The organism is Enterobacter sp. AC1, from assembly GCF_050434705.1.
GTDB classification, from domain to species: domain Bacteria; phylum Pseudomonadota; class Gammaproteobacteria; order Enterobacterales; family Enterobacteriaceae; genus Enterobacter; species Enterobacter cloacae_L.
In genome coordinates this window covers 377,403-391,299 of sequence record NZ_JBNDIZ010000003.1, presented here as the reverse complement: position 1 = coordinate 391,299, position 13,897 = coordinate 377,403, and the positions used below count along the sequence as shown (strand labels likewise).

Sequence of the window (13,897 nt, the reverse complement as noted above, 5' to 3'; positions counted from 1 at the left end):
CATCAGGCTGGTTTTCAAAGTATTTTTGGTCGGCACGAGAGGATTTGAACCTCCGACCCCCGACACCCCATGACGGTGCGCTACCAGGCTGCGCTACGTGCCGACGCATAGAAAGAATACTACTCGATTCCGTTTTGAATGCAAGGGAATCTGTCGCTAACTGGTTTATAATTAATCAGTTAGCGATGAAACGCTTCTCATCCGTCAGGACCTGCAGCAGCAGGCTCAGCTGCGGTTTCTGGTCTTTCAACCGTTCACCCTGCAGATTATACGTCTGGTAATTCCCGTTGCTGTTCAGCACCAGCGTCAGCTTCGGCGTGGTCACCACCAGCGTGTTACTTCCGGCAGCCGTGACCCAGTTATGGCGGCGCGCGGCGCTGAAGAGATCCTGCCCCTGCGAATACTCGTTTGCTGGCGTGCTGACGTGCAGCAGGCGTTGCATCAGGGTGGTCATGACATCTTTATGCTCGGTAAGCATATTGATGCGCTGAGCCGGGGTGCCAGGCCAGTGGATCACCAGTGGAACATGCAGGTTCGGGCGTGACCAGCTCATACTCTTCGTCTCGTTGCCCAACGGGACGCCGTGGCCTGCGGTGACGATCACCACGGTGTTGTCCAGCTTGCCTGACTCGCGTAACGCGTTTAGCACGCGGCCTATCTGCGCATCGACATCGCCAGCCGCACGGCCGTAGCGTCGCGCAAAGTCATTCTTATTACTGTTGGCAAGCGTTGTGCCGTTAAAGGCAACCCATGAGAACCAGCGGTTATCTTCCTGCGCGTAGCGCTGCAGCCAGTTGATCCATTGGCTGGCGGTCTGCGCGTCGGACTGATCTTGCGCCGGCGGCAGTGAGAAATCTGACAGCAGTGCCTGACGGTAGAGCGGGCTGTTAAAGCCATCTGATGAGAACAGCCCTAACTGGTAACCTTGCTGATTCAGCCCGGTGATCAGCGCCGCAGGTGTGCGGGTAGAGAGTACGCCGTCCATGTAGCCGGCTGAAATACCGTAGAAGAGGCCAAAGATGCCCGCATCGGTTGAGTTACCGGAGCTCATATGCTGAGTAAACGTGACGTTTTGACTCGCAAACTCGGCCAGGACAGGCATCTGCTTCTCGTAACGGGAATAGTTCAGGCCGTCGACGGTGATCAGCAGGACGTTTTGCCCGCGGCCCATGTCGCGATAGCGCAGGTCGCTCAGCGGATACTGAACGCTGACGGCTTCCGGGTTACCCTGTTCGACCAGGCGGCGCTGATACTCCTGCGCATCAAGCAGGCCATGTTTCTCAAGGAAGCGACGGGCCGTCATTGGATACGAGAGCGGCAGGTTAGCGCGCTGCATGGTAATAGGGCGATAGAAGTTCGCATCCGCCCAGATATACATGATGTGCGAACTGATAAAAGAGACGAAAAAGAGCGTGGCGACGGGCTTCGCATAATGGCGTCGCCGGGTCAGACTACGAAGTTTTTGCCAGCTCCAGGTGGCAAACAGCATCTCAATCAACAGGATCACCGGGACGCTGATAAACATCAGCTGCCAGTCACGGGCCGTTTCATTCTGGTCGGGGTTAATCACCAGTTCCCAGACGATGGGGTTGAGATGCAGGTGGAAGCGGGTGAACACTTCGCTGTCGATAAGCAGCAGCGTCATCCCCACCGTCGCAAGGATAGCGGACAAGAACCGCATCAGACGCTGCGACATGACGATAAACGTCAGGGGGAACAGGATCAGCAGATAGGTGGCGAAAACCAAAAAGCTAAAGTGACCCACAACGCTCATCCAGGAGTAGATCCGCCCGGTTAGCGTTGTTGGCCAGTCTGCGACAAAAAGATAACGACAGCCAATGACCGTCGCCAACAGAATGTTGAACAGGGCAAACCAGTGCCCCCAGCTGACCATCTGGGAGACTTTTTCACGGTAGCGCTGACGATTCGTCACCATAAACTGTTGTTCGTATCCCTTAATGGGCCTGGTCGTTGCTGACGGATGACTGTAAAGCCTGGGCGAAAGATTTTGCGATCGCCTGACGCTGAGCCGGAGCAACGCTGGTGTTAATAAGGTTGGTGACCATATTTCCCAAAACCATCAGGGAGAGATCGGTCGGCGTTTTATGTTTTTCCAGTACGTTGACCAGCTCACTGAGCAGTTGTTCAACGTGTTCATCACTGTAGCGGGAATGTTGTGGCATAAATCAAAATCAGTTTGTTGATGAAAGGGCAACATATTACCGTAGCAACAGCTTTTTTTCCCCTTTTTTATCTGTTGTTGCACACATGTCCTGGTGGTGGTTGAATACCGCCCGGTCTAAAAGGAGAGTTTATCATGAGTCTGGAAATCAACCAGATTGCCTTGCACCAGCTTATCAAGCGCGATGAGCAAACCCTTGAAGTGGTGCTGCGCGATTCGTTACTGGAACCCACGGCGACCGTTGTGGAGATGATGGCAGAGCTGCATCGCGTCTACAGCGCCAAAAATAAAGCCTATGGTCTGTTCAGCGAAGAGAGTGAACTGGCGGATAGTCTGCGCCTGCAGCGTCAGGGTGAAGAGGATTTCCTGGCGTTTAGCCGTGCCGCAACCGGCCGTCTGCGCGACGAACTGGCGAAATATCCCTTCGCCGATGGCGGGATCGTGCTGTTCTGCCACTATCGCTATCTGGCCGTAGAGTATCTGCTGGTTACCGTGCTGAATAACTTAAGCAGCATGCGCGTGAACGAGCAGCTGGATATCAGTTCGACCCATTATCTGGATATCAACCATGCGGATATCGTGGCGCGTATTGATTTGACCGAGTGGGAAACGAACCCGGAGTCGACCCGCTACCTGACTTTCCTGAAGGGGCGCGTGGGCCGAAAAGTGGCTGATTTCTTCATGGACTTCCTCGGTGCCAGCGAAGGTCTTAACGCCAAAGCGCAGAACAAAGGTCTGCTCCAGGCGGTTGATGACTTCACGGCTGAAGCACAGCTCGATAAATCTGAGCGTCAGAACGTACGCCAGCAGGTTTACAGCTACTGCAACGAACAGCTGCAGGCAGGGGAGGAGATTGAGCTGGAGTCGCTGTCAAAAGAGCTGGCGGGCGTGAGCGAAGTCAGCTTCCAGGAATTCACCGCGGATAAAGGCTACGAGCTTGAAGAGAGCTTCCCGGCGGATCGCAGTACGCTGCGTCAGTTAACCAAGTTTGCCGGCAGCGGCGGCGGGTTAACCATCAACTTTGACGCCATGCTGTTGGGGGAACGCATCTTCTGGGATCCGGCCACCGACACGCTGACCATCAAAGGCACGCCGCCGAACCTGCGCGATCAGCTTCAGCGCCGCACCTCTGGCGGTAAATAGCAGCCATAAAAAAACCCCGCAGAAGCGGGGTTTTTATTCGACGAGTTTGCGATTACGCGCGAACGAAGTCGATGTGAGACAGTTTTGGCTTGAACGGGTGACGCTGTACAGCCTGAACCTTCACTTTTTCTTCTTTACCGCCAACAACGATGGTCAGAACTTCGCTGTAGAATTCAGCTTTGGTCTGCAGGTTCCATACTTTGTCGTGGTCCAGTTCGATTGCAACTGGAGCAGCTTCGCCACCGTAAACGATAGCTGGGAACTTGTTGGCGTTACGCAGGCGGCGGCTCGCACCCTTACCCTGCACGTTACGTACTTCTGCTTCGATAGTGAACATTGATTTCTCTCTGTATTTAAAACCCTACTACAGGCGACCCAGCAGCAGGTGAGTGTTCTGCCTCACGGATGTGAAGCGGGCGGCATTTTATACTCAAATGCCCCTCACATCAACGAAAAGTCCCGTTAACCGCGCAATTCATTTGCCCGGCGGAAGCGTCCTTCGTAGTCGAAGACCTTCTCACGCACCTGCCAGAACTGGCCTTTCTTACGGGCGACGACAAAATCCGGATGGCGCAACAGCACCTGCTGACGCACGATATCGGCCACGGTTATCCAGCGCAGGGGCACGCCCGGCGTGCGGGTGTGCGGGCGGATAAACAGCTGTTCGAAAGCCGTCCGCTGGGCGGGCGTCTGAACCCGGAAGCGTTCGCTGACGTCCGCCCCGTCCTCATCGTAATAGGTGATTTTTAACCATTCACCTTTTTCATCGGCACCGGGCTGCAGTGCCATGCCGGAACAGCGCAGCACCAGCGCATCTTTTAACTTCAGCGCCGCTTTCAGCATGTCGTCCGGGTCGACCAGCACCGTGTCGCACTCCCGGCATCGGCGGGCGGCAATGTCATTTTCGGCGTTGCACTGCGGGCAGTTTTTAAAGCGGAAACGGAAATCGCACTGCTCGCGATGCCCCTCGTCATCTTCAAACCAGCCCTGACAGCGGCGGCCAAAGTGTTCGATCAGCGTCCCGTCAGCGGTGGTTTTTCCCCAGAAGGTGTTGGCGAACCCGCAGGCAGGGCAAAAGACCTGCGCGGGCACGTTGTCGCTTTTCCCTTTTGGCGCGCCGACTTCGGGCGTATAGAGATCGTGCGGATTCCCGGCGTAATCCAGAATCAGGCAGTCGGTTTTGCCCGGCGAGAGGCGCAGGCCGCGACCCACAATCTGCTGGTAGAGACTCACCGATTCGGTCGGGCGTAAAATAGCAATCAGGTCAACGTGCGGCGCATCAAACCCGGTGGTCAATACCGACACGTTAACCAGATAGCGGAACCGCTGGGCTTTAAAAGCATCAATCAGGGCGTCGCGCTCCGGGCCGGGCGTCTCGCCGGTGATTAACGCCGCGTCGCCGGAGGGCAATAACCCCGTGATCTCGCGCGCGTGCTCAACGGTGGCGGCAAAGATCATCACCCCTTTGCGCGTCGCGGCAAACTCCTCAATCTGGCTGATGATGTGCGGCGTAATGCGCTTTTGCTTTTTCAGCTCCTGGTTAAGATCCGCTTCGCTGAACAAGCCGTTGCTCTGCGCCTGCAGACGGCTGAAATCATACTGCACCACCGGCATATCCAGCCGTTCTGGCGGCGTCAGGTAGCCATGTTTAATCATGTAGCGCAGCGGAAGTTCGTAAATGCAGTCGCTAAACAGGGCTTTGTCATCGCCGCGCACCATGCCGTGATAATGGTAGCGATAGATCCAGCCCTTACCCAGGCGAAACGGGGTCGCCGTCAGGCCCAGCAGGCGTAAGTGAGGGTTCACTTCTTTCAGGTGTGCCAGGATTTGCTGATACTGGCTGTCGTCGTCATCGCTGATGCGGTGACACTCATCGACAATCAGCAGCGAAAATTCGCTGCGAAACAGGTCCAGATTGCGGGCCACCGACTGCACGCTGCCAAACACCACTTTGCCGTGGCTCTCTTTACGCTTTAGCCCGGCGGCGAAAATGTCGGCCTCCAGCCCAAGCGCACAATACTTGGCGTGGTTTTGCGCGACGAGCTCTTTGACGTGGGCCAGCACCAGCACGCGGCCACGGGCCAGGCGCGCCAGTTCGGCGATGACCAGGCTTTTGCCTGCACCGGTCGGGAGCACAATCGCCGCCGGCTCGCGATGTTTACGGAACCAGGCGAGCGTGGCGTCAACGGCTTCCTGCTGGTAGGGTCGAAGTGTAAAAGTCATAGGGTCTCGGTTTCGTTATTCCGCACATATACCCGTCATACTTCAAGTTGCCTGTGCGTTGGCTGCACTCGAATTATTTAGGGTACAGATAGTATGCCACGAAACTTTTTCCCTTGAGTGGCGCAACCAGACCATTATACTGAACGGTTCCAGACTGCTTCTTTTTTCGGACCTCTAGTCCGACTTCCAGCACCATTAAGGCTAAAAAGATTTCATGCGACTTGATAAGTTTATCGCTCAGCAACTCGGCGTAAGCCGCGCTATTGCCGGGCGCGAAATTCGCGCCAGCCGCGTTACCGTGGATGGCGACATTGTGAGAGACAGCGCGTTCAAACTCCAGCCTGACCACCAGGTGGAATATGACGGCAATCCGCTGACCCAGCAGCACGGTCCGCGCTACTTCATGCTCAATAAGCCGGAAGGCTATGTCTGCTCAACGGACGATCCGGATCACCCGACGGTACTCTATTTTCTCGACGAACCGGTTGCACACAAGCTGCATGCCGCAGGCCGCCTCGATATCGACACCACCGGTCTGGTGCTGATGACCGACGACGGGCAGTGGTCGCACCGTATCACCTCGCCGCGCCATCACTGCGAGAAAACCTATCTCGTGACGCTGGAATCTCCGGTTGCGGATGACACGGCAGAGCAATTCGCCAAAGGCGTTCAGCTGCATAATGAAAAAGACCTCACCAAACCGGCGGTACTGGAAGTCATTACCCCGACGGAAGTCCGTCTGACCATCAGTGAAGGGCGCTACCATCAGGTGAAACGTATGTTTGCCGCGGTGGGGAACCACGTTGTGGGCCTGCATCGTGAGCGGATTGGTGCGATTGAACTCGATCCCGACCTGGCACTAGGCGAATACCGCCCGTTAACGGAAGAAGAGATCGCCAGCGTCGGTCTGCCTTCGCATTAATTTCAGGAGAACTCTGTGACCACCAGGCCACGCTCGTCGTTCAAAATCGTCTTCATTCTTGGCCTGCTGGCCATGCTGATGCCGCTGTCTATTGATATGTACCTGCCCGCGCTGCCGGTCATTTCCGCGCAGTTTGGCGTTCCGGCGGGCAGCGCGCAGATGACGCTCAGCACCTATATTCTCGGTTTTGCCCTTGGGCAGCTGTTTTATGGCCCGATGGCGGACAGCCTTGGACGCAAGCCCGTCATTCTGGGCGGGACGCTGGTCTTCGCGGCGGCTGCGGTTGCCTGTGCGTTGTCGCAGACCATCGATCACCTGATTATCATGCGCTTCTTGCACGGTCTGGCGGCAGCTGCGGCAAGCGTAGTGATTAACGCCCTGATGCGCGATATCTACCCGAAAGAAGAGTTCTCCCGCATGATGTCGTTTGTGATGCTGGTGACGACGATTGCGCCGCTGGTGGCCCCGATGGCGGGTGGTGCGGTGCTGGTGTGGTTTAGCTGGCACGTGATTTTCTGGATCCTGGCACTGGCCGCGCTGCTGGCCTCGGCGATGATTTTCTTCTTTATTGATGAAACGCTTCCCGCCGAGCGACGCCAGAAGTTCCACATCCGTACCACAATCGGCAACTTTGCCTCGCTGTTCCGCCACAAGCGCGTGCTGAGCTATATGCTGGCGAGCGGGTTCAGCTTCGCCGGAATGTTCTCCTTCCTGAGCGCCGGGCCGTTTGTCTACATCGAGCTGAACCACGTTTCACCGCAGCATTTCGGCTATTACTTTGCGCTCAACATCGTATTCCTGTTTATCATGACCATCATCAACAGCCGATTTGTCCGGCGGGTGGGCGCGCTGAACATGTTCCGCGCCGGGCTGTGGATCCAGTTTGTGATGGCTATCTGGCTGGTGGTGAGCGCGTTTCTGGGCGTGGGCTTCTGGGCGCTGGTCGTCGGTGTGGCGGCCTTTGTCGGCTGCGTGTCGATGGTGTCGTCCAACGGGATGGCGGTTATCCTGGATGAGTTTCCGCATATGGCGGGTACCGCATCGTCGCTGGCGGGGACGTTCCGCTTCGGTATAGGCGCTATCGTCGGCGCGCTGCTTTCTATGGCCACCTTTACGACGGCGTGGCCAATGCTGTGGGCGATGGCTTTTTGCGCAACCAGCTCCATACTCTTCTATCTTTACGCCAGTCGACCGCGAAAAGCGGCTCACTAAAACGCAAAGAAGGCCCGGCAGGGCCTTTTTTGTTGATACATATCAACCAAACCCACGTTCGTTTATGCCGTGTTTGTTTATTTTATGTAAAATCTATTTATGTAAAAAGTCACATCATTGTATTCAAAAAGGTTGAGTTAGATCGCAGAAACGGGTACATATAGCGCCGAAGCGAGCCTGGATACGAATAAAAAGCGCTGAATAGTGCAGGCTGGCGCTGATGTGTTACTATAAATGTAAATAAATTGTGAAGTAAATTTTGCTTCCGGGGAACGAACGTGAATACATTACAACTCTCCATTGTCCATCGCTTGCCTCAGAGCTATCGCTGGTCAGCGGGTTTTGCAGGTTCGAAAGTTGAACCGATTCCGCAAAACGTCGCGGGCTGCGAGAATTGCCTCGTGGCACTCAAACTCCTGAGCCCGAGCGACGAAAATGCATGGCGGGTGATGGAACGTCTTAGCCAGGCCCTGACGGATATTGAAGTGGACAGCTCCGTGCTGGAGTGCGAAGGCGAGCCGTGCCTGTTTGTGAAAAGCCAGGACGAATTTGCCGCCACCTGCCGCCTGAAAAATTTTGGCGTTGCGATTGCTGAGCCTTTCTCTGGCCAGTACCCGTTCTGAGCGCTAGTCTGCCGACAACAGCTGGCGCGTGTAGCGCTGCGTTGGTGCGCTAAATACGCGCTGGCACTCACCTTGCTCGACCACTTCTCCCTGTCGCAACACAATTACCTGATGGCATAGCGCCCGCACCACCTGTAAATCATGGCTGATAAAGATATAGGCCAGCCGGTGTTTTTCCTGTAATCCTTTGAGCAGCGCCAGGATCTGCGCCTGAACGGTCCTGTCCAGAGACGACGTTGGTTCATCGAGAATAATCAGCTCCGGTTTCAGGATCAGCGCGCGGGCAATCGCGATTCGCTGGCGCTGTCCGCCGGAGAATTCAGCCGGATAGCGGTGACGCGTCTCGGGATCTAAACCCACTTCAACCATTACCCGCATGACCTCCTGCTCGCGCTGCGGAGCGCTCAGAGCCGGCTGATGCACCCGCAGACCCTCTTCGACAATCTGCAATACGCTGAGCCGCGGGTTAAGCGAGGAGTTGGGATCCTGAAAGACCACTTGCATGCGGGGACGCACGGGCAGCATCTGGCGCCGGTTCCAGCGGTGCAGCGGCATGCCGTCAAAGAGGATCTCGCCCTGCGAGGCAATTAAGCGCAGCAGTGCCAGACCGGTGGTGCTTTTCCCCGAACCGGATTCGCCCACCAGCCCCAGGGATTCGCCAGGGCGCAGCGAGAAGCGGAGGTTTTTCAGCACCGGGTTCCGATCGACAATGCGCCGCAAAATACCTTTGCGGATTGGGAACGAAACGGACAGATCCTCAACGCGCAGCAGCGGCGCGCTGTCCGCATCTAGAGGAACCGGATCGCCGGAGGGTTCGCTGTCGAGCAGGCGCTGCGTATACGGATGTTGCGGTGCGTGCAGCAGCGTGGACGCGATATTCTGTTCAACACACCGCCCGTTTTGCATCACCGCAACGCTGTCGGCCAGCTTTCTCACAATGCTGAGGTTGTGCGTGATAAACAGCAGGCTCATATTGAGCTCGTCACGTAGCTCCCGCAGCAGCGTTAATATTTGCGCCTGTACCGTCACGTCGAGCGCCGTTGTGGGCTCGTCGGCAATCAGCAGTTCCGGGCGCGTGAGCAGGGCCATAGCAATCATCACGCGCTGGCGTTCGCCGCCGGAGAGCTGGTGCGGAAAATCATTCAGCCGTTTGGCCGCATTGCGTATGCCTGTCCGTTCAAGACAGTCCAGAATTTCTCCCCGCGCGGCCTCTTTGCGTATTCCCCTGTGTAGCGAGAGCACTTCATAGAGCTGTTTTTCCAGGCTGTGCAGAGGGTTAAGCGAAACCATTGGCTCCTGGAAGATCATCGCAATTTTGTTGCCGCGGATGCCGCGCAGGGTATGTTCGTCGGCATGCAGCAGCGAACTGCCGTGAAACAGAATATCTCCCTGCGGGTAGCTTACCGGCGGAGACGGCAGCAGGCGCAGGATAGAAAGTGCCGAAACGCTCTTGCCTGAACCCGACTCGCCCACCAGGGCCAGCGTTTCACCGCGCTGGATCTGCAGCGACAGATCGGTAACCACGGTGCGCGTCTCGCCCTGATTTGAAAAAGCAATCGACAGGTTATCAATGCTGAGAAGGGGCTGGGTCATCTTATACCGCCTTGTTAGGATCGAAGGCGTCGCGCACGGCTTCACCAATAAAAATCAGCAGCGAAAGCAGCACGGCCACAGAGAGGAAGGCGGCGATGCCTAACCACGGCGCCTGCAGGTTGTTCTTGCCCTGCAGCAGCAGTTCGCCGAGCGACGGGGAACCCAGCGGTAGCCCAAAGCCAAGAAAATCCAGAGAGGTGAGGGTGGTGATGGAGCTGCACAGAATAAACGGCAGGAAGGTGAGCGTTGCCACCACGGCGTTTGGCAGCATGTGGCGGAAGATGATCCCCCGGTCGCTTACGCCAAGCGCCTGCGCGGCGCGAATATAGTCGAAGTTGCGGGTGCGCAGGAACTCCGCTCGCACCACCCCCACCAGCGCCATCCAGCCGAACAGGACGGTGATGCCTAACAGCCACCAGAAGCCCGGCTGCACCACGCTGGAAAGCAGGATAATCAGAAACAGCGTTGGCATGCCGGACCAGACCTCAATAACCCGTTGACCCCACAGGTCGATTTTGCCGCCGTAGTAGCCCTGAACCGCGCCCGCCACGACCCCCATCACGCTGGAGAAGACCGTCAGCATAAGGCCAAAGAGGATAGAAATTCGCGTGCCGTACAGAATGCGCGCCAGCACGTCGCCACCGTTGGCATCCGTTCCCAGCCAGTTTTGCGCGGAGGGCGGGGAAGGGAAGGGGGCCGTTGTCGCGAAGTTAATGCTGTTTGCGCCAAAACGCACCGGCGCCCAGAGCGCCCAGCCGTGCTGCTCGATCTGCTGGCGGAGCCACGGATCCTGATACTCTGCCGGCGTTGCAAACGGGCCGCCAAAGTCGCTTTCGCTGTAGTTGGCAATCACCGGCACGTACCAGCGGTCGTTAAAATGCACCAGCAACGGCTTGTCGTTAGCGATGAGCTCCGAAAACATGCTTAAGACAAACAGCACGGCAAAAATCCACAGCGACCAGTAGCCGCGGCGGTTGTGGCGAAAACGGGCCCAGCGGGCCTGGTTGACGGGGCTTAAGTGCGGCATCAGCGGCCCTCAAAATCGATTCGGGGATCGACCAGCGTATAGCTAATATCACTGATGATATTCAGCAGCAGGCCAATCAGGGTGAAAATATAGAGCGTGCCAAACATCACCGGATAATCACGCGACACGGTGGCCTCATAGCCCAGCAGGCCCAGACCGTTGAGCGAGAACATCACCTCTATCAGCAGCGAGCCGGTAAAAAACATACTGATGAACGTGGCTGGAAATCCGGCAATGACCAGCAGCATGGCGTTGCGGAACACGTGTTTCCACATGATCTGCTTCTCGCTCACGCCCTTGGCGCGGGCAGTGACGACGTACTGTTTGCGAATTTCATCGAGAAAGGCGTTTTTGGTCAACATGGTCAGGGCGGCAAACCCGCCAATGACCGTGGCCAGGACCGGCAGAGTAATATGCCAGAGATAGTCGGTAATTTTCTGATACCACGGCAGGGAACTGAAATCGGCGGAGACCAGCCCCCGCAGCGGGAAGAGGTCGAAATAAGTTCCGCCAGCAAAAAAGACGATCAGCAGGACGGCAAACAGAAACGCCGGAATGGCGTAGCCGATGATGATGAACGTGCTGCTCCAGATATCAAACCGGCTGCCGTTGTAAACCGCTTTACGGATCCCCAGCGGAATAGAGACCAGATAGACGATCAGTGTTCCCCACAGCCCCAGCGTTATCGAAACCGGCAGACTTTGCTTAATCAACGTTAACACTGACGCGCTGCGAAACAGGCTATCGCCAAAATCAAAGCGGATGTAATCCCAGAGCATTTTGAAATAGCGCTCGTGAATCGGTTTGTCAAAGCCGTAGCGATGGGTGATCTCGGCGATCACCTCCGGATCCAGGCCGCGCCCGCCGCGATAATGGCTTTCACTAATATTCCCCACGCCGGTTCGCGCATGGCTCGCGCCCATGCCTTCACCGCCACCGCCGGGCATGCCGCCGCTGTTGCCAAATTCAATGGCGGCAATAGCTTGATCGACCGGCCCCCCGGGGGCGATTTGCACGATAAAAAAGTTAATCGTGATGATGGCCCACAGGGTGGGGATGACCAGCAGAAGACGGCGGATAAGATATGCACCCATGATGATTCCCTATCGCCGCTCAGCGGGAAGTCTGGCGGCTTTATTAACGTCATACCACCAGGTATCAAAGCCCAGGGAATAGACCGGGCGCACGGCAGGCACGGAGAACTTGTCCCAGCGCGCAAGCCGATCTTCACCCATATACCACATCGGCAGCATGTAGTAGTTCCAGGTTAACACCCTGTCGAGGGCGCGCCCAAGCGGCAGGAGCTTCTCTTTATCCCCCTGCGCCGCCACAATTTTCGCAATCAGCGCGTCAATCGCCGGGCTTTTTACCCCCGGGGCATTGTATGAGGAGTCGATGTAGCTGGAGGCCCAGGATATTTGCAGGTCCGAGCTGGGCCACGGCTGCGCTGGCCACAGGCGCTGCATCATGTCGTAATCACGGCTGCGCATGCGGCTGGTAATCTGCGCGTTATCAACCTGACGAATGTTCATGGTCACGCCCAGCCGCTCAAGGTTGTGCTTAAACGGCAGAACCCACTGATCGTTGCCCCCGGACGAAAGCAGCAGCTCAAAGCTGAGAGGCTTGCCCGTTTTGGCATCAACACGTTTTTGATTCTTCAGGGGCCAGCCCGCGTCATCCAGCAGCTTGCTGGCTTTCAGCAGGTTGTCGCGATCGTAACCGTCACCGTTCGACGCGGGCGGCTGAAACACGCTGGTGAAAACCTGCGGAGGAACCTCGGCTTTCAGCGGTGCCAGCAGGACCAGCTCGTCGGCCTTCGGGTAATCGCGTGCGGCATACTCGGTATTCTGAAAATAGCTGTTCGCGCGGCTGTAGGCGCCGTAAAACAGGGCTTTGTTCATCCATTCGAAATCAAAGGCCAGGGAAATGGCTTCCCGCACCCGGCGGTCATTAAAAACCGGACGCTGAATATTAAACGCCAGCCAGCGCGTGTCCTGGGCGGATTCATTTTTATGCTCGTCTTTGACGATATAGCCTTTGGCGAAATTTTTCCCGATATAGCGGGTTGCCCAGTTTTTAGCGCTGCTCTCGACGCGTAAGTCGAAGGCGCCGGCTTTGAAGGCTTCAAACGCCACGTTATCGTCAAGGTAGTAATCATAGCGAAGGGTGTCGAAATTCCAGCGCCCGCGGTTTACCGGCAGGTTGGCCGCCCAGTAGTCTTTGACGCGGGAATAGACTACATACTGCCCCATGCGCCAGTCGGTGATGCGATACGGGCCGCCCGCCAGCGGTGGCGTCGAGAGCGGGTCGCTTAGCTTATGGTTTTTCCAGAACGATTCCGGCATGACGGGCAGAGAGAACAGGCTGAGCATATTCTCTTTGTTCGGTTCGTTCAGCTCAATGCGCACGGTGAGCGGCGCAATGGCTCTGACCGACGCGCCTTTATACACGATGCGGAACTGGGGAACGCCTTCGGTCATGAATTTATGGAAGGTGAACGCAACGTCGCTGGCCTTAACCGGCGAGCCGTCATGAAAGCGGGCCCGCGGGTTCAGCGAGATTTCCGCCCAGGCGAAGTTATCGGCATAGCGCACGTTCTCGGCAATCAGCGGATAGTAGCTGCCGGGCTCGTCATCAGACGTGACAAAGAGCGTATCGTAAAGCGATTCCGTTCGCGCCGCCGCCACGCCGCGCAGGGCGAAGCGGTTGAAGTTGTCGAAGGTTCCCGTGGCGGAAAGCGTGACCTTTCCGCCTTTCGGCGCGGCAGGATTGACGTAATCGAAGTGCGTAAAATTGACCGCGTATTTCGGCTCGCCAATGACCGCGAAGGCGATATTTTCTTTGATGGCCTGCGCCTGGCTGGACAGGCTCGTTAATGCCAACATCAGCAACATGAAGCGCATAAGCATCTCGCGGCAGCTCCCTCTTTTACAGACCGGCTCGGTTAAGCTGAATAATAAGTGACGCCACGG

At 56.6% G+C, this 13,897-nt stretch carries 12 protein-coding genes and 1 tRNA gene; 4 read left to right on the top strand and 9 right to left on the bottom strand.

All coding sequences use genetic code 11. The annotated features are described in order from the left end of the window. Window positions 1-26: 26 nt before the first annotated feature. The 3 genes from M2433_RS11580 to M2433_RS11570 all read right to left on the bottom strand — a co-directional run bounded on the left by M2433_RS11580 (window position 27) and on the right by M2433_RS11570 (window position 2,183). Window positions 27-103, bottom strand: a tRNA-Pro gene (locus M2433_RS11580). A gap of 72 nt (window positions 104-175) precedes the next feature. Further along, complete coding sequence (gene yejM, locus M2433_RS11575) at window positions 176-1,936, bottom strand: LPS biosynthesis-modulating metalloenzyme YejM (RefSeq protein WP_429054271.1); 1,761 nt, start codon at window positions 1,934-1,936, stop codon at window positions 176-178. Between the two features lie 19 nt (window positions 1,937-1,955). After that, complete coding sequence (locus M2433_RS11570) at window positions 1,956-2,183, bottom strand: YejL family protein (RefSeq protein ID WP_014884596.1); 228 nt, start codon at window positions 2,181-2,183, stop codon at window positions 1,956-1,958. Window positions 2,184-2,317: 134 nt separating this feature from the next. Between M2433_RS11570 and yejK the strand changes: the two genes are divergently transcribed. Beyond that, window positions 2,318-3,325 (top strand): nucleoid-associated protein YejK, encoded by a 1,008-nt coding sequence (gene yejK, locus M2433_RS11565; protein ID WP_047346586.1) that lies wholly within the window; start codon window positions 2,318-2,320, stop codon window positions 3,323-3,325. Between the two features lie 52 nt (window positions 3,326-3,377). On the opposite strand, the gene rplY is transcribed toward yejK, so the two are convergent. Together rplY and M2433_RS11555 are read right to left on the bottom strand one after the other, a co-directional pair. Next, a complete protein-coding gene (rplY, locus tag M2433_RS11560) occupies window positions 3,378-3,662 on the bottom strand; it encodes a 50S ribosomal protein L25 (RefSeq protein WP_010433464.1) in 285 nt (94 codons plus the stop codon). 125 nt (window positions 3,663-3,787) lie between these two features. Then, on the bottom strand, window positions 3,788-5,548 hold the full coding sequence (locus M2433_RS11555; RefSeq protein ID WP_429054274.1) for a DEAD/DEAH box helicase: 1,761 nt from the start codon (window positions 5,546-5,548) through the stop codon (window positions 3,788-3,790). 214 nt (window positions 5,549-5,762) lie between these two features. Here M2433_RS11555 and rsuA point away from each other — a divergent pair, with 214 nt between their 5' ends. The 3 genes from rsuA (at window position 5,763) to M2433_RS11540 (ending at window position 8,305) form a co-directional block, all read left to right on the top strand. Beyond that, the gene (gene rsuA, locus M2433_RS11550) at window positions 5,763-6,470 is read left to right on the top strand and encodes a 16S rRNA pseudouridine(516) synthase RsuA (protein ID WP_347481685.1); all 708 of its coding nucleotides are present in this window, start codon (window positions 5,763-5,765) and stop codon (window positions 6,468-6,470) included. Between the two features lie 15 nt (window positions 6,471-6,485). Then, the gene (locus M2433_RS11545) at window positions 6,486-7,682 is read left to right on the top strand and encodes a Bcr/CflA family multidrug efflux MFS transporter (protein ID WP_047346584.1); all 1,197 of its coding nucleotides are present in this window, start codon (window positions 6,486-6,488) and stop codon (window positions 7,680-7,682) included. A gap of 278 nt (window positions 7,683-7,960) precedes the next feature. Beyond that, window positions 7,961-8,305 carry a YejG family protein gene (locus M2433_RS11540; RefSeq protein ID WP_008500952.1) on the top strand — a complete coding sequence of 115 codons (345 nt, stop codon included), beginning with the start codon at window positions 7,961-7,963 and terminating at the stop codon, window positions 8,303-8,305. 3 nt (window positions 8,306-8,308) lie between these two features. Here M2433_RS11540 and yejF read toward each other — a convergent pair whose 3' ends face one another. From yejF to M2433_RS11520, 4 genes are read right to left on the bottom strand one after another with little or no spacing between them, the layout of a single operon-like run. Beyond that, window positions 8,309-9,898: a microcin C ABC transporter ATP-binding protein YejF gene (yejF, locus tag M2433_RS11535; RefSeq protein WP_429054277.1), complete on the bottom strand. Its 1,590-nt coding sequence runs from the start codon at window positions 9,896-9,898 to the stop codon at window positions 8,309-8,311. A gap of 1 nt (window position 9,899) precedes the next feature. Continuing rightward, window positions 9,900-10,925 (bottom strand): ABC transporter permease, encoded by a 1,026-nt coding sequence (locus M2433_RS11530; RefSeq protein WP_429054279.1) that lies wholly within the window; start codon window positions 10,923-10,925, stop codon window positions 9,900-9,902. Further along, a complete protein-coding gene (locus M2433_RS11525; RefSeq protein ID WP_063428806.1) occupies window positions 10,925-12,019 on the bottom strand; it encodes a microcin C ABC transporter permease YejB in 1,095 nt (364 codons plus the stop codon). Before M2433_RS11525 ends, M2433_RS11530 begins: the two co-directional genes overlap by 1 nt. Before the next feature lie 9 nt (window positions 12,020-12,028). Then, window positions 12,029-13,834, bottom strand: a complete 1,806-nt coding sequence (locus M2433_RS11520; protein ID WP_429054281.1) for an extracellular solute-binding protein — start codon at window positions 13,832-13,834, stop codon at window positions 12,029-12,031. Window positions 13,835-13,897: the final 63 nt, after the last annotated feature.